We start from the raw sequence: 16,531 nt of genomic DNA, 5'->3' as shown, positions 1-16,531 counted from the left end.
GGGAGGAGTGACTCCCCAGGTTTGCAACGCCCGCGCCGTCCTGCCGATTGGTTGTCGGCGGCGCGTCCTAACCCCTTTCCCAGCAGGCGGCTGCGCAATCGCGGCGGATCGCCCGCCAATCGCCGCGTGGCGTTTCGGCAACACGCGGACCAACCCAGGTGTCTCGAAAAGCCAACACCCGTCCCGCCTTGCGGCCACGTGGTTGACCGCTGCGCCATCGAGCTTGCCGAGGCGCTGTTTGCCGCACAGGCGGCAGACTCAAAATGCCGCGTCTTAGTCCCGCAGCACCAACGGGTTGCGGCGCGACTTTGGCGCCAAATGATTGGGCCGTCGGCGGCGCCCGGATACAATTCGGCCAGCGTCAGGAGGACCGCGGCCCCGCTCAAGGAAACGGGACAAGAGTGGGCACCCACCCGTCAAGCAAGCGCCCAACAAGGGATCTACCCGTGGCAACCGCCGACGCTATCCGGCTGAAGAAGACCATCGCCGCCGCCGAGGGCTACCTCGAACTCGGCATGACATCGCACGCGCTCAGCGAGCTGCAGCGGCGCGGCAAGCTGACGCACGGCAGCTCACGCGCCTGCTTCCTGATGGGCGAGTCGCTCCGCGAGCTCAGCCGCTACCGCGAGGCGCTGATCCCGCTGCGTCGCAGCGCGGAGATCAAGCCCGACGACCTGCACGTCTGGCTTTCGCTGGGCTGGTGCTACAAGCGGACCGGCCAGCTGATGCGGGCGATTGACTCGCTGGACCGCGCCCTCAGCTACGCCCCCAACGACGCGCTCTTGCACTACAACCTGGCCTGCTACTGGAGCCTGGCGTGCGAGCGCCGCCCGGCGCTCAACCACCTGGCCGAGGCGCTCAAGCTCGACAGCAACTTCCTCGACCTAGTCGACGGCGAGTCCGACTTCGAGCCGCTCCGCAACGACCCCGGCTTCAAGATGCTGACCGGCGTGATCGTGTGAGCGGGCCGCCAGCCAGAGCATCAGACTGCTAGCCCACCCCGCACAGGCTGGGTACTCTCGAACGCACAAAAAAAAGCGGCCCGGCAGGTTTCTGCCGGGCCGCTTTCGGTGACGCAGGACGCGGGGCTCAGACGCGTCCTCGGATTAATACTTGCACTCCACGCCGAGCTGCAGGCCGTGCAGGATCAGCGAACCGTTGGTGTCCACGTAGCCGACGGCGCCCGGGTTGGTCCAGCCGGCGTCGGGGATCTGGTCGCCGGCCATCGCGATACCGGTGGCGCCCAGCACCCGCCACGCGGCGGTCAGCCGGCAGTGGCAGCTGTACTGGTAGCCGACGCCCAGCCGGGCCTCGCCCAGGAACGCCACGTCCTGCTTGCTGGTGCGGACCGTAGCGGCGCCGCCGGTGCTGGCGAAGTAGACGTCGCCGTCACCCAGGTTGTACACCCGCTGGTAGACGTCGGCGTCGTTGCCGTAGATGCCGAAGTTGGTGTCGCAGAACAGCGACCAGCGGCAGCCCACCAGGCAGTTCATGCTGCAGCCCAGCTGGAAGCCGACCAGGTCGTTGTCGACGTCGATGTCGTGCAGGAAGTGGTTGTTGTCGCCCACCGGGAAGCCGTTGGGGTACGAGGCCGACTCGCCGGCGTCCTGCACGCCGTCGTCGTCGGAGTCGAGCGTGTAGTACAGGCCGTTCTGGAAGTACTCGTCGAACCGCACGAACCGCACGCCGGCCAGGCCGCTGATGAAGAACCGCTGCGGCGGGGCACAGCAGGCGTTGACGTCGCAAGCCGGGGCGCAGGAACCCGTGTCGCAGCCGCCGCACGCAGGGCCGCACGACGCCACGCCGCAGGCCGCCGGGGCGCCGAACCGCCAGAAGTTGAGCTCCAGGTTCTGGGCGCTGAACGACTGACGCACACGGTTGGCCAGCACCCGCACGTCGTCGGGCGTGGGGATGTCGGCGCGGGGCTGGTAGTCGCCGTACTCGTTGACCGGACGGACCACGGAGGTGTCACCGTAGCGGTCCATCATCAGGCCGTGGTAGCTGATCCGGCCGTACATGCGGAACCCGCCGCCGAGCGGGTCGACCATCAGGCCCTGCGAGTCGTCGTCGTCGAGCGCCCAGTAGGCGACCTCCCACGCGAACGGCTGGTAGGTGTTGCAGCCGCAGCCGGCGTGGCCGAACGTGCAGCCGAAGCGGACCTCGGCGCCGGCCGCGTAGCCGACGTCCGCGTCGGTGTTCGACAGGTAGGTGTCGGTCGGCATCGGGTAGTAGCCGGGCGGCAGGTCGGAGGTGAGCACCCCCGTCTGCACGCGGTACGGCCTGTCGCGCGTCATGTACAGCCCGTATAGGCCGCCGAACCACTGCCGGCGGGGGCCGCAGTCGTAGCAGCCGAGGTCGCAGGTCTCGGTCTGGCAGCCGCCGGCGTCGCAGCCAACGCCGCCCGCCGCACCGGTGTTGCAGTTGCAGTCAGCCGCGGGCGCGGAGGCCGGCGTCGCGCTGGCGGCTGGGTAGCTGTAGGCGGGCATCGAGTCGTACGACGGTTCGTCCACCGGGGCCGGGGTCGGGCTGACCGGCTCGCCGGGCGTGGGCAGCTCCTGAGAGTCGGCGCCGAGGTACGCGTAGCGCTGCTGCTCGTAGCCCCGCTGAGCGGTCTGGGTCGGCGCCGCCTGAGCCGGGGGATAGGTGTAGGCCGGCGTCGCGGAGTAGCCGGGCGCGGCGGCGTACCCGGGCTGCGCCTGCGGCGCGGTGGCCGGGTAGCCATAGGCGGTTGGCTGCTGCGCCGCCTGGGCGGTGTAGGGCTGGTAGCCGTAGGCCGGCTGCTGCGCGGCGGGCTGGGTCTGGCTGGGTCCGAACGGGGCCCCGACCGCCAGCGATGGCGCGGCCATCACCGCAGCCGCCATGAAGGCTCGCCGAAAGCGAAAGTTGAGTTTCATCCGTGATCTCCGGTCTGTGCGTCCCGGCCATGGGACACGGTGTATCCAGGACGCCGCCTGACGGCGTGCCGCCGAACGGCAGGCCCGCCGGGTAGGGTCGCGCTTCACGATCAACCATCGACTACCGACGGGATACAATCCGGAGAATCAGGGCTAACCCATACGGATCGGCACAACCGCGCACGCGCATCCGGAAATCGACGCAAGGTCACCGGCGTGAGAAAACACCGCGCAGCCTGCCCGGCTTAACGGCGATTGCTAGCAGGCAGAAGGCGCGCCGGGGGCGCTTCGGCGACGCCGGCCTGCCGCTGAAGAGTGAGGGTCGCGGTCCCCCGCCGCCGCGGGCTTCAACGCGAAGCCGCTACGCGGCGCGTCGGTCGACGGCGGGTTGCTCGGCCGGGGGACGCGGCGCGGTCGCGCCGCCGCCCATCAGCTCGCGGCCGGCGTAGTACGCCAGCAGCTCGCCGGTCAGCGCGCCGTAGTCCTCGGCGCCGGGCGACTCGGGGGCGTAGCCGAAGATCGACTGCCCGAAGCTGGGCGCCTCGGCCAGGCGGATATTGCGTCGGATGCGGGTCTCGAACAGCCGCACGCCCTCCCACACCCCGCCCTTGGAGCGGAGCGCCCGGAAGTACTGGTCGACGTCGGCCGTGACCTCGGCCGCCAGCTTGGTGCCGGAGTCGTACATGCACATCACCACGCCCGCCATCTGCAGGCGGCTGTTGAGCCGCTCGGCCACCAGCGCGATGGTCTGCATCAGCTTGCTCAGGCCGTGCAGCGCCAGGAAGTGCGGCTGCAGCGGCAGGTACACGTGGTCCACGGCGGTCAGCGCGTTGATCGTCAGCACGCCCAGCGACGGCGGGCAGTCGATCAGCACGTAGTCGAACTCGCCCGCGCAGGCCGCCAGCTTGTCCCGCAGGATCACCTCGCGGCCCACCACGCCCGCCAGCTCCACCTCGACGGCGGCCAGGTCGATGTGCGCGGGCGCGACGCGCAGCCGCTCGCCGGCGTCCTGCCAGGCCTCGGAGAGCGGCGCCTCGCTATTCAGCACGTCGTACATGGTGGTCAGCGGCCGCTGCGGGTCCACGCCCAGGTGCAGCGACGCGTGCGCCTGCGGGTCCATGTCGAGGACCCCCACCCGCTTGCCGGACCGCGCAAGCCCGGCCGCCAGGTTGACCGTGGTGGTCGTCTTACCGACGCCACCCTTCTGATTCATGACCGCCAAACAGCGCATGCTGACCTCCCGCAAGTGCGGAGGGAGAAACTTCCGGCGCGCACCAGGCGCGCAAAACGATGGGCGGGGAGTCTAGGGGAACCTGCTTGCTGATCCCAGAGCAGTCACGCAGCGGTGCTAGCAGCCTGAAACATACTGGTGCGCGTGTTCCATCTTCAACGCAGCGGCTCCAACCTCCGGGTAGTCAATACACCGCGGCCATCTACTCGCTACTTTCCCGGTCCCAGAATCCACAGCAACCCTTTCTCTGAACACGCCAACTCATCGTCATCCACGAATCGAGCAACTTCAATCCATGTTGTCAGCGGTTCGACTGCGGTGTCAGACGGATAACCACGATCAATGTTCGCACTTGGGTCATCTTCCACATAGAGGTACTCGCGGAGAATATTGGCATCGCGTGTGTGAACAAACTCGCCGTAGCCAATAGCGTCGTTGTACCCCGCGTATATGAACTCGTCTGCTTCTGAGAATCCCAGCCAATCCGCTGCTGGAGTCGAGGCGACCGCACCTGTGAGGTCCTCGAAGACGGTCCAGCATGCATTGGAATACACGTATAGCGCGAGACCACGCCACTGCCCATTCTCGTCGCAGGACAGGGGAACGACTTCCGAAAAGGCCACTGGGGTCGGAGCCATCAACTCTGACGCACCAAACCATGTGCCGAATCGCTTCATAGCATCCGTCAACGGAATGCGGACACGAAAGTAGCTAGGGTTCACAACGTGGAGCCTACTTATCTCTGCGTCTTGTTCGCGGTGCCGACGCGACAACTTTCAGCACCTGTGCTTCTCCGCCAGCTCCCGGAACGCCGTGACCTGGTTGGTCTGCCACGGCTCGTCGCGGCCCAGCTCGGCCGCCAGCAGCTGGGCCACACGCGGCGCACAGTCGGCGGCCGCCTGCGCGTCCAGCAACAGCGCCCGCGCGCGGCGGCTCAGCACGTCCTCAACGGTGCGGGCCTGTTCGCCGCGGGCGGCCCACACCACGTGCGCGGCGGTGTACGGCAGGTTCGGCGAGAGCGGCTCGGCCAGCTCGGGCGACTCCGCCTGCAGCTGCCGCACGCCGGGCCAGTCGAAGGGCGACTCGGCCTGGTGCTCGGCGCCAAAGATCGGCAGCTCGGCGGTCGGCGAGGCGCGGCTCGGCAGCCCGCCCGCGTCGATCGCGTGGTCCACCGCGTCCTCGGCCATGCGGCGGTAGGTGGTCCACTTGCCGCCGATGACCGACAGCATGCCGTGCGGCGATGTGCGGATCTCGTGCTCGCGGCTCAGCTTGCTGGTCGCGGCGTCCGGGTCGGCCTGCACCAGCGGCCGCACGCCCGCGAAGCAGGCCAGCACGTCCGCCCGCGTGGGCGCGGGGTCCAGGTAGCCGGCGACCGTCTCGAGCAGGTAGTCGATCTCCGCCGGCATCGCCAGTGGCTCGCGCGGCGCGTGGTCCAGCGGGATGTCGGTGGTGCCGACCAGCACCCGGCCCAGCCACGGGATCGCGAACACCACCCGCCCGTCCGGCGTGCGGGGCACGATGATCGCCGACTCGCCCGGCAGGAACCGCTGCGGCAGCACGATGTGCGCGCCCTGACTGGCGGCGATCCAGCGCGTCTTGAGCGGCTCGTCGGGGGTGGTCTCTAGCCGGCGCACGTCGTCGCAGAACGGCCCGGCGGCGTTGATCACCACCCGCGCGTCGACGCGCAGCTCGGCGCCGGTCTCTTTGTCCTCGGCGACCAGCCCGCACGCCCTGCCCTGCTGCCGGGTCACCTCGCGGACCTCGGCGTGGTTCAGGCAGACCGCGTCGTGCAGCACGGCTGTCTGCACCAGGTGTATGAGCAGCCGGGTGTCGTCGAACTGGCCGTCGAAGTACCGCACTCCGCCGCGTAGCTTCTGCTTCGGCAGGGTCGGCGCGAGCTCGAGCGTCTGTTCCCGCGACAGCCACCGCGAACGCTCGATGCCGAGCTTGCCCGCTAGCAGGTCGTAGGCCTTCATGCCGGCCGCGTAGTACGGGCCTTCCCACCACTGATACAGCGGCACGATGGTCGGCAGCGGGTGCACCACGTGCGGCGCGTTCTTCAGCAGCAGGCCGCGTTCGTGCAGCGCCTCGCGGACCAGGCTCACGTTGCCCTGCTCCAGGTACCGCACGCCGCCGTGCACCAGCTTGGTGCTGCGGCTGGAGGTGCCGTGGCCGAAGTCGTCCCGCTCGAAAACGGCCGCCTTGAACCCCCGCGCCGCCGCGTCCAGCACAATGCCGACGCCGGTCGCGCCGCCGCCGATCACCGCGATGTCCAGCGGCTCGAGCTCCGCCAGCCGCTCGATCTGATTGGCGCGGCTGGTCTGTTTCGGGATCAGGTCCAGGTGTTTCAAGGGATTCCCTGGGGCAACAAGTGGGCCGGAACAAGCGCAGCGCGGTTCCGGCAGCTCGGGCCGGTTGTGCCGGAACCGCGCTGCGCTTGTTCCGGCCTACGATCTGTGGACGTTCGTTCCATGGTTACTACGTTGGCCAACGGCCAACCTCACCGTAGCCTAGGGCGTCGCCCTAGACCGGCTTCACCCAACCCGCTCTACCCACCGTCCTCATCCGTCGCCCAGCCCTTGGCCCGCTCGACCGCGTGAGTCCACCGCTCGCGTTTGGCGGCCGCCTCGTCGGCGGAGATCTGCGGTTCGAACTCCCGGTCCACCTGCCAGTGCTTGGCCAGGTCGGCCCGGTCGGACCACACGCCGACCGCCAGGCCCGCCAGGTACGCGGCGCCCAGGGCGGTGGTCTCGGTGACCTTGGGCCGGATGACCCTGGCCTGCAGCAGGTCGGCCTGGATCTGCATCAGCGTGTTGTTGGCCGCGGCGCCGCCGTCGACGCGCAGCTCGTCGATCGGCAGCGCGGTGTCGGCCCGCATCGCCTCGGCCAGCTCGACCGACTGCAGCGCGATGCCCTCGAGCGTCGCCCGCGCGATGTGGGCGGCGGTCGTGCCGCGGGTCAGGCCGACCAGCGCGCCGCGCGCGTCGGGGTCCCAGTGCGGCGCGCCCAGCCCGGCGAACGCCGGCACCAGGTACACGCCGCCCGTGTCGGGAACCTGGTTGGCTAGCGCCTCGACGTCGGGCGCCTGCTTGATGATCCCCAGCCCGTCCCGCAGCCACTGCACGGCCGCGCCGGTGACGAACACGCTCCCCTCCAGCGCGTACTCGGTCACGCCGCCGATCCGCCACGCGGCGGTGGAGAGCAGCTGCTGCTGCGACGCGGTGACCTCCGTGCCGGTGTTCACCAGCAGGAAGCTGCCGGTGCCGTAGGTGTTCTTGGCGCCACCCTGCTCGAAGCAGGCCTGGCCGAACAGAGCCGACTGCTGGTCGCCCGCCAGGCCGGCGATGGCGATCCCATCAAGCCCGTCGACGCCGGCCGCCTCGCCGCACACGCCGCTCGAGTCGACCACCTCCGGCAGCATCGCCTCAGGCACGCGGAGGATGTCCAGCAGCTCGTGGTCCCACTCGGTGGTCTGCAGGTTCAAGAGCAGCGTCCGAGACGCGTTCGAGGCGTCGCTTACGTGCCGGGCTCCTCCGGTCAGCTTGTAGACCAGCCAGCTGTCGATGGTGCCGGCGGCCAGCTCGCCCGCCTCGGCCCGCTCGCGCAGGCCGGGCTCGTTGTCCAGCAGCCAGGTCAGCTTGGTGCCGGTGAAGTACGGGTCGAGCAGCAGCCCGGTCTTGGCGCGGAAGGTCGGCTCGGCGTCCTTGAGCTGCCGACACATGGCGGCCGTTCGGCGGTCCTGCCAGACGATCGCCCGGCACGCGGGCTCGCCGGTCTTGCGGTCCCAGACGACCAGCGTCTCGCGTTGGTTCACGATGCCGAGCGCCGCCACGTCGGCCGGCTTGAGCTTGGCCTTGGCGAGCGCCTCGACCGCGACGTCGCGCTGCGTCCGCCAGATCTCATCGGCGTCGTGCTCGACCCAGCCCGGCTTCGGGTAGTGCTGCTCGAACTCCTGCTGGCTGACGGCCACCATTGCGCCGTCCGCGTCAAACACAATCGCCCGCGAGCTCGTGGTGCCCTGATCGAGAGCTAGCAGATAAGCCATGGCCGCCTCGCCTGAAGGTTATCTCGGAAAGTAGTCCCCCGGCCTTCCCTACGCTCGACAACCTACCCCAGCCGCCGACGTTCCGCCACGGTCCGGCCAACACGATTTAAAGCGCCAACGCACGCTTCAGAATCCCGCGCCCAAGTTCTGTCCCAAGGGTTTTGTCCAAAAACACGCGCGGAGGGGACAAAACCCTGGCCGCATCATCCCTACGTCCTTGTTTTGAGGCTTCTATAGCAGTGTTTTGCTCGCCGCGCGGCCGCAGCGGCCCGGGGTTTTGTCCGATTTGCGCCGCCGAGTTGGACTCATCCAACGGGCGCGAGCGCACCACTATTCCGCGCCCACCATCAGCACCCAGGCGGGGCGCCTCCGCCTGAAGCTTGCACATCTATGTCCCCACCGATTTGACCACGGCGTGTGGCCGTTTTCTACGATGAAATGTTGAGAAGCGTGGGCTCATTCGCGAGCCGTCCTACTCTTCGTCGGGGCGTTTCAGGAAGCCGCGCAGCTTGCTGCCCAGGTCCTTCACCGCCTGCTCGACCTCGGCGGGCTGGGCGCCCGCGAGCCGGGCGAGCTCCTGCACCGCCTTCTCGCGCACCGCCTGACCGAGCCCCACCGCGAACGGCGACGCGGTCCCCGTGAACCCGGTCGGGTCGAGGTCGACCGTGAACTCGAGCGGCAGCTCGCCGGGGTTCCGGTTGAGGAACGCGACCATCGGCTTCACCACGCCCTGCTTGAGCCATGGCAGGTCGTCCGGCGCCTCGGCCCGCAGGTCAGAGATCGTGAGCTTCCAGTCCATGCGGAGGTGCGGCTCGCCCTCCAGTGACCAGTCGGAGCGGGTGTCGACGCTCAGGGTCCCGTCGGTCATCCACGCCAGCGGCCCGCCCAGGTACTGGGCCGCGGTCGCCACGGGCAGGCCGTCCGCCCGCCAGTTGGCGATGTGGCCGCCATCGTCGTGGGAGGTCTCGATGCTCCACGGCCGCCCGTCGATGGCGCCCGCGCCGTTGGCGTTGAACAGCAGCTCGAACGCCGCGCGCGAGCTGTGCAGCTCCTCCACCTCCAGCTTGTCGACCGCCAACGCAATCTCGACCGGCTGGCCGGTTAGGCTCACGTCTTGGAAGTCGAGGGCGATGCCCTCCAGCAGCAGCTCTCCGATCACAAGCCGGGCCTTGGCGCCCGACTCCTGCGGCTGGTTCGCCCGCTGCTTCCGCTCGTAGCTGCCGGTCACGCCCGACACCGCAACGCGCGTCACCCGCTTTTCGCTCCCCAGCAGCGAGAACACGTCGAGGTCGACGTCGAAGTCGTCGACCTGCACATCGAGGTCAGAGACCGGGTGATCCGCCCGCGACGCCTTGACGCCCGTAAGCCTCAGCCGCCCCGTGATCAGACTCCCCTCAGCGCTCTCGAACGACGCGACCACGCCTGTGGCCGCGCCTGCGCGGGACAGCGCGAACCTCACGGCCGACTCAAAGAACACGAAGTTGACAAGCAAGAGCAGCAGCACGCTTACCGCGAGCAGACCGGCGAAGCCGAACAGCAGCCGGTGGGCCCACTTCCGCACAGCGGGCGAGTCCGCCATCCGACGGAGCCAGCTCGGCGCACGGTCGGTCTCCTCGCGGGTGGTTCTCCGCGCAGCGCTAGCGGCCGCGATCGAACCGTGCACAACAACGTCGGCTCCCAAGAGCAGCAGTTCGAACACGCACGCGACCAGTGACCCAATCAGCCCCACCACGCCCATCAGCGCTGGAGCGATGAGCACGAACAGTTCGGCGAGGGCCGGCAGCAAGACTTCCATGGGGCGGGCTCGGATCCTACGGGGTGCGGTGGCGGCGGCAACGGTGCGATTGTAGCCGAATGAAATGCGTAGCTAGGACACAACGTGGGTCGAAATGCGCAGGTCGCTGACTGCCGGGCGCGGCTCGGATGGAAAGTCTGTCGGTTTTTTCTTGACGCGCGACCCCGAACTCTATAAAACCAAATCTAGTTAACCAAACACAACCCATCGGGGACCTCTTCACCATGGCCCGACCCAAGGCATCGGAGCTCACCGAACGTGAGCTCGAGCTGATGCACGTCTTCTGGGACCAGGGACCGCAGACCGCGGTCGACGCGCGTGCCGCCCTGGCCGAACAAGGCCGCGACCTGGCTTACACCACGGTCGCCACACTGATCAAGATCCTGGTCGAGAAGAAGTTCCTCAAGCAGACCGGCGACCAGCGGCCCTACACGTACCAGCCGATCCGCTCGTTCGACGAGGTCTCGGGGCGGCTGGTCACCGACCTGGTGAAGCGTGTGTTCCAGGGCTCCCGCGAAGAACTGCTAGTGCGGCTCCTGGACGGGAGGAAGCTGTCCGCCAAGGAGCGGCAGGTGCTCGAAGACATCCTCGACGAAGGGGGCAAGCGATGATCACGCTTGATGCGATGCTGCTGCGTGGCGCCCTGCAGGTGGCGTTCTTCTCGATTGCCCTCGCGGTCATCTACGCCGGCGCCCGCTGGCTCGGCGCCCGCGCCGCGGCGGCGACGCTGCTGTGGGGCATGGTGCTGACCCTCGGGCTCACCCTGCTGGTAGGCAGCCCTTGGCCGCGGTGGGAGCTGCGCGCCACGCAACGCGCCGCCTCGCCCGCCCCCGCGCCTGCGGCCAGCACGCCGCAACCCACGGCGGGAGCCGTGGGGCAGAACCCACCGGTGGAGATCGCCCCAGCCACGATCCAGCAGTTCACCCTGTCGGACTACGCGGCGGAGTTCACCGCCGCGTTGACCGAGCCACGGCCCGTTGATCGTAATGACAGCGTACAGTGGTCGTGGATCGTGCTGGCCGCCACCGCCGGCGTGGCGTTCGGCGTGCTGCGGCTCGCGCTGGGGCTGGTGAGTGTGCGGAAGTTGTCGCGGGAGAGCACTCCGATTACCGACGAGCCGCTGCTGGCGGTGCTCCACCGGTTGAGAGCCGAGCTGGCGCTCGACGCTCCGGTCGCCGTGCGCGAATCGGCCTCGCTCTCGACGCCGGCCACGATCGGCTGGCGGCGTCCCCAGATCCTGTTGCCGGCCGGCTGGCGCACGTGGTCCGATGGTGAGCGGCACGCGGTGCTGGCTCACGAGCTGGCGCACATTGCCGGCCGTGACTACCTCGGCTGGATCGTGGCGCGGCTGGCCGTGGCTGTCCACTTCTACAACCCGCTGGTGCGGTGGCTGGCGGCGCGGCTGCAGCTCGAACAGGAGCTGGCCGCCGACGCGGCCGCCGCCCGCGCGGTGGGCGATCGGCAGGGCTACCTGCAGACGCTGGCCGCGCTGGCGCTCGCCACCCCGCCGCAGCGGGTCGCCGGCCCCGCGCGCACGCTGTTCCCCACTCGTTCCCTGCTCATGAGGAGAGTCGAGATGCTCCGTTCACCGCTTGCTACGCTGAAGAGTCGACCGCTGACCTCCCGGCTGCAGGTCGCGGCCGGCTGCCTGCTCGCGCTCGCCGCCGTGGGCATCGCGGGGCTGAGGCCGCCTACGCTGGTCGCCGAGGAACCGATTGAGGTCCTGTCGTATACGATCGCCGAACACGAACCGCTGCCGCTGACGCTGGCGCCGGAGGGATCGATGGCGGCGTTGTCGGTGAGGCCGGCGTCCGTGGTGGAACGGCCGGAGTTTGCCAGCCTGACCGAGTACCTCAACAGCCTCCCGCCCCTGAAGGAAACCGGCCTGCGGGCGAAGGACGTCGCCGAGCTGCTTGTCATCGTTCCCGAGCCACGGCGCGGGCTCGCGCCCCGCATCGTTGTCCGGCTCCATGACGCCAAGACCTGTGAGACGCTTATCGAGAAGCTGTCGGCGCAATCAAACTTGAAAGAAGTGTCCGGCGGTGAGCACCAGACATGGAGGGATGCCTCTGAACAACTCACCCGGTACGACGCAGCTACGCTGGTGATCGACCACTACGCCACCACCGAAAACGGCCAGCCGCCCGAGCTGCTGAACCCCCTTCCCGAATGGGCCGACTCCTGGGGCGAGCGCAATCTGGCGGTGAACCTGTGGGCCGACAACCAGAAGATCTTGGCGACGGGCCTGCGGCAGGAGCTGCAAGAGAATCCCCAGGCGGCGATGATCGCCCCGTTGATCGAAAAGATCCGGCATATCGTCGGCTCGCTCTCGATCGATGACAATGCACGGTTTGAGCTGACCGCATCGACCGACAGCGAACAATCCGCCAAGCAGGTCGCGGCGACCCTCGAAGCGCTGCGGGTGCTGGCACAGAACGGGCTTGCTCAGCAACGCAACAACGCGCCGGAGGAGCACCGTGAGATGATTATGCAGGCGTTGGACGTAATCGACGCCGCGGTGGCTGGCCTCGACATCAAGGCCGACGGCTCGTCAGCCAGCATGGCCTATGAGCCCGACCAGTCGGTCGCGCAGATCGCCGAGGTCGCCACGACGCTGCTCCCAGCGGTCGACGCCGCCCGCGCCAGCGCCCGCCGACAACAGGGCCTGAACAACCTGAAACAGCTCGGGCTGGCGATGCACAACTTCTACAGCGTCCACGAACGGCTCCCCCAGGCGAGCAGCACCGACTACTACGACTACGAAGCGAAGCAGTGGCGAAAGAGCGAGCACCCCCACAGCTGGCGGGTGACGCTGCTGCCGTTCCTGGAACAGCAGGCTTTGTACAACGCGTACCGATTCGACGAGCCATGGGACAGCGAGGCGAACATGCGGATCGCCAATACGCTGGTCCCGGTGATGGTCGACCCGAACTCGACCTCCTCGACCAACGCGTCGTACTTCATGCCGGTCGGCCCTGACACGGCGTTCCCCAAGGACAGGGCGCTCACGTTCATGGACATCCGCGACGGCACGTCGAAGACCATTCTGTTCGTCCAGGCTAAGAGGGACACCCCCTGGACGAAGCCCGAAGACATTGAGGTCACCGCCGATGGCAAGCTGCCCGAGCTAGGGGGCTTCAGTCAGGGCGTCTTCCTCGTGGCGTTGATCGACGGGTCGGCCCACACCCTTTCTCAGGACATGCCGGAAGACATCCTGCGGGCGATGTTCACGAGGGACGGCCGCGAGGACTATGACTTGAGCACGTTCCGCGTCCCCCGCTAGCCGCCAGCGACTGAGCTCCCGCGGATAGTGGGCCGCCACAGTCTAATGGGCCACCACGGGGCCCGACGGGTTACAACGATTGCGGCGGGTCGGGCGGCTAGGTACGCCGCGGCCCGCCGTTTTTCGTGCTACGGTTTCGGGCTCGCCTACCGCCCTGGCCGATAGAACCCCCTTATGAGCACCGACTCCGCCATCAATAGCGTGCTGGCCGCCAAGCAGGCCGAGAGCTACGGCCGCGTCGCCTTCGCGGTGGCGAGGAAGTCGCTCGACGCCCAGCAGGCCGCGGGGGACGCCGCGGTGCAGCTGATCGAAGCCGCGGGCCAGCTCGGCAAGGCGGCCGGCAAGGGTCAGCAGCTCGACGCGGTGGGGTAGCTACGCAACTCTGGGCGCCGTGCGGCAGCTACGCATCGTCGGGTGCCGGGGGCGCTCCCGAAGGGAAGCCCCCGCGATGTACTGGGCGGAGCAAGCGCTCCTCGGGGGCTTCCGCTGTCGCGGAGCGCCCCCGCCACCCGAAAGGACTCCGCTCGGTTATAATCGGCGGCATGCCCGCTGATTCGTCCCCCCTGTCCTGGCTAGCCGACGCGCTCGCCGACCTCGACGCCCGGGGGTTGCGACGCGCGCTGCGGGAGCGGGGCCTGCCGCAGACCAGCGAAGTGGAGATCGACGGCCGGCGGCTGGTGAACTTCAGCGCCAACGACTACCTCGGCCTGGCCAACCACCCGCTGCTGGCCGAGGCGGCGCGCCACGCGATCGCCCATCACGGCTGGGGCGCCGGCGCGAGCCCGCTGGTCACCGGCCGCAGCTCGCTGCACGCCGAGCTGGAACGCCGGCTCGCCGAGTTTGAGGGCGAGGAGGCCGCGCTGCTGTTCCCGTCCGGCTTCGCCGCGAACGCGGGCGTGATCCCGGCGCTGGCCGACGCGGGCGACGCCATCTTCTCCGACGCCAAGAACCACGCCAGCCTGATCGACGGCTGCCGGCTGTCGCGGGCCGACACGCGGGTCTACCCCCACAACGATGTTCAAGAGCTGGCGCGGCTGCTCGCCGAGTCCTCCGACCGCCGCCGGCGGCTGATTGTGACCGATACGCTGTTCAGCATGGACGGGGACTTTGCGCCGCTAGCGCGGATCGCGGAGCTGGCCGTCGAGCACGACGCGGTGCTGCTGGTCGACGAGGCCCACGCCACCGGCGTGTGGGGCGCGACCGGCCGCGGCTGCGTCGAGCACTTCGCCGACCAGCGTCCCAGCATCCGCGACGCGGCCATCGTCAAGATCGGCACGCTCAGCAAGGCGCTCGGCTGCGCGGGCGGGTTTGTCGCCGGGTCGCAGCAGCTGATCGACTACCTGGCGAACCGCGCCCGCAGCTACGTGTTTTCGACCGCGCACCCGGCGGCCAACTGCGCGGCGGCCCTGGCGGCGCTCGGCCTGGTGCGGGACGAGCCGGCCCGGCGGCGGCGGGTGCGGTCGCTGGCCGACTCGCTCCGCGGCCGCCTGAGGGCGCGGGGCTGGGACTGCGGCGCGTCGGTCAGCCAGATCGTGCCGGTGGTGCTAGGGGATGTCGACCGCACGATGCAGGCGGCCGCGCGGCTGCTGGAGGCCGGCCTGCTGGTCCCCGCTATCCGGCCCCCCACCGTGCCGCCGGGCGAGTCGCTGCTGCGGATCAGCCTGTCGGCGGACCACCGCGAGCAGCAGCTGGAGCGGCTGATCGACGTGTTGGGGGAGAGCTCGTAAGCCCCCTTCCGGCAGGGGCACGGAGTCCCGCCAGGGCGTGTAACCGGCATAATCGCAAGGATTTGCGGCTCGGCTGGGCGGCCCGTTTCGTTGATCTTTGGCCCGCCGGCATTTAAGATCAAGGTTCACGGATTACCCAAACCCCCTAGCTGCGCCCCCCGCGTCCGCGCGGGCCGGCCTCGGATGTTGAGCGCATGATCGGCCTGATAGTCGTCGTTGTCGTCCTGATAGCCACCATCGTCTTGGCGATCTTCGCCAGCAAGGTGTGGCACTGGGCCCACGTGCTGGTCGTGGCGGGCCTGGTGCTGGCGACCGTCGGCTACTCGAACCTCGGCTACCGCGTGCTCGAGAACAAAGCCAAGTACCAAAGGGCCGAGGCCAACAGCCTCAAGCAGCTGGAGAACGTCGAGCGCCAGATCGAGGCGATCGACCGCGGGTCCGATTCGACGCCCAGCCTGGGCGACCTGGAGTTCCAGCTGCGGATGGTCAACCGCGTCCGCGGCCGCCTGTGGGAAGACGTCCGCGCCCTGGGCGCCCCGAACAACGACACGCTGATGGTCACCGTCGGCGTGGCGGAGGACGCGCCGCCGATGAACGTGAGCGAGGGCGCCATCCTCTACGCGTTCGAACGGGGCGACCCGTCGCAGGGCGCCAGCTACATCGGCGAGTTCCGCGTGGTGCAGGCCGCCCCGCGTCAGCTGCAGCTCGAACCGGTGCTGCAGATGCACAACGCCGACCTCGACCGCTACTTCAACAGCGCCGCGGAGGGCCGCCCCTGGACCCTCCACGAGACCATGCCGGTCGACAACTACGAGATGTTCGCCGACCTGACCGACGAGCAGCTGCAGGCGATCCTGCCGGAGGGCAGCGTCGAGGAGTACGTCCGCCACGGCGGCCCCACCCAGCCGGACGACGACCCCCGCCGCATCATGGGCATCGACGCCGACGGCAAACTGGTCGGCCCCGAGTCGATGGACACCGCCCAGCAGAAGATCTACTTCCGCCAGCTGCGCGACTACGCGTTCGAGTTCCAGGAGCAGGCCAAGCGGCAGCGCGAGCTGCGGAGCGAGGGCCTGGCCATGCAGTCGAACCTGAAGCAGATGCAGGCGGCCCTGGACGGCGCGAAGAAGCACGGCGAGTTCCGCAACGAGGAGCAGCGCAAGCTCAAGCACGACCTGGCCGGCGTGCAGCGCGACCTCAAGACCATCACCGACCACCTGGCCGCGGTGCAGCGGCAGGCGGACCGCGCCAAGCAGCTGCTGACGCAGACGCTGGCCGCCAACGTCAGCACCGCCCAGCGGCTGGCCTCGGTGCAGGCGGCGTTGATCGGCGCGTCCGACCTCGACAGCAACCCGACGCCCGCCCGCGGCGCCATCGACAGCCACGCGCTGTAAACCCCGGCCGCCCCGGCCGCCGTTCTCCTGCTAGCGGGCCGCTGCGCCGCCGCCTGGGGGCCGCCAGCCAAGCCGCCCGCGTTCGCATTGCGGGCCCGCCGCGCGTCTGCTAGAAGTCGCGCCGTTTGTGCCCCTCCCCCAGCACCGCCCGGACGGAGCCGA

12 protein-coding genes are annotated in these 16,531 nt (G+C 69.1%); 6 read left to right on the top strand and 6 right to left on the bottom strand.

All coding sequences use genetic code 11. From position 1 onward, the window contains the following. The first annotated feature begins 446 nt into the window (after positions 1-446). The gene (locus KOR34_RS21220; protein ID WP_197531640.1) at positions 447-962 is read left to right on the top strand and encodes a TPR end-of-group domain-containing protein; all 516 of its coding nucleotides are present in this window, start codon (positions 447-449) and stop codon (positions 960-962) included. Between the two features lie 144 nt (positions 963-1,106). Here KOR34_RS21220 and KOR34_RS21215 read toward each other — a convergent pair whose 3' ends face one another. The 6 genes from KOR34_RS21215 to KOR34_RS21190 form a co-directional block, all read right to left on the bottom strand. Further along, positions 1,107-2,894 (bottom strand): hypothetical protein, encoded by a 1,788-nt coding sequence (locus tag KOR34_RS21215; protein ID WP_146567997.1) that lies wholly within the window; start codon positions 2,892-2,894, stop codon positions 1,107-1,109. 361 nt (positions 2,895-3,255) lie between these two features. Then, positions 3,256-4,125, bottom strand: a complete 870-nt coding sequence (locus tag KOR34_RS21210; protein WP_146567995.1) for a ParA family protein — start codon at positions 4,123-4,125, stop codon at positions 3,256-3,258. A 209-nt stretch (positions 4,126-4,334) separates the two neighbouring features. After that, a complete protein-coding gene (locus tag KOR34_RS21205; protein ID WP_146567993.1) occupies positions 4,335-4,847 on the bottom strand; it encodes a hypothetical protein in 513 nt (170 codons plus the stop codon). 54 nt (positions 4,848-4,901) lie between these two features. Next, a complete protein-coding gene (locus tag KOR34_RS21200; RefSeq protein ID WP_228714723.1) occupies positions 4,902-6,476 on the bottom strand; it encodes a glycerol-3-phosphate dehydrogenase/oxidase in 1,575 nt (524 codons plus the stop codon). Between the two features lie 197 nt (positions 6,477-6,673). Then, on the bottom strand, positions 6,674-8,170 hold the full coding sequence (gene glpK / locus KOR34_RS21195) for a glycerol kinase GlpK (RefSeq protein WP_146567990.1): 1,497 nt from the start codon (positions 8,168-8,170) through the stop codon (positions 6,674-6,676). A gap of 472 nt (positions 8,171-8,642) precedes the next feature. Next, positions 8,643-9,965, bottom strand: coding sequence for a DUF748 domain-containing protein (locus KOR34_RS21190; RefSeq protein WP_146567988.1), 1,323 nt, complete (start codon positions 9,963-9,965; stop codon positions 8,643-8,645). A 224-nt stretch (positions 9,966-10,189) separates the two neighbouring features. Between KOR34_RS21190 and KOR34_RS21185 the strand changes: the two genes are divergently transcribed. The 5 genes from KOR34_RS21185 (at position 10,190) to KOR34_RS21165 (ending at position 16,369) form a co-directional block, all read left to right on the top strand. Then, positions 10,190-10,576, top strand: coding sequence for a BlaI/MecI/CopY family transcriptional regulator (locus KOR34_RS21185; protein WP_146567986.1), 387 nt, complete (start codon positions 10,190-10,192; stop codon positions 10,574-10,576). After that, the gene (locus KOR34_RS21180) at positions 10,573-13,248 is read left to right on the top strand and encodes a M56 family metallopeptidase (RefSeq protein WP_146567984.1); all 2,676 of its coding nucleotides are present in this window, start codon (positions 10,573-10,575) and stop codon (positions 13,246-13,248) included. Before KOR34_RS21185 ends, KOR34_RS21180 begins: the two co-directional genes overlap by 4 nt. Before the next feature lie 174 nt (positions 13,249-13,422). Then, complete coding sequence (locus KOR34_RS21175; protein ID WP_146567983.1) at positions 13,423-13,620, top strand: hypothetical protein; 198 nt, start codon at positions 13,423-13,425, stop codon at positions 13,618-13,620. A gap of 170 nt (positions 13,621-13,790) precedes the next feature. Beyond that, positions 13,791-14,975: an 8-amino-7-oxononanoate synthase gene (bioF, locus tag KOR34_RS21170; RefSeq protein WP_146567981.1), complete on the top strand. Its 1,185-nt coding sequence runs from the start codon at positions 13,791-13,793 to the stop codon at positions 14,973-14,975. A gap of 194 nt (positions 14,976-15,169) precedes the next feature. Further along, positions 15,170-16,369 carry a hypothetical protein gene (locus KOR34_RS21165; RefSeq protein ID WP_146567979.1) on the top strand — a complete coding sequence of 400 codons (1,200 nt, stop codon included), beginning with the start codon at positions 15,170-15,172 and terminating at the stop codon, positions 16,367-16,369. Positions 16,370-16,531: the final 162 nt, after the last annotated feature.

The organism is Posidoniimonas corsicana (assembly GCF_007859765.1).
Taxonomy (GTDB): Bacteria; Planctomycetota; Planctomycetia; order Pirellulales; family Lacipirellulaceae; genus Posidoniimonas; species Posidoniimonas corsicana.
The sequence above is the reverse complement of the archived record's forward strand: the minus strand, read 5'-3'. Positions and strand labels throughout refer to the sequence as shown.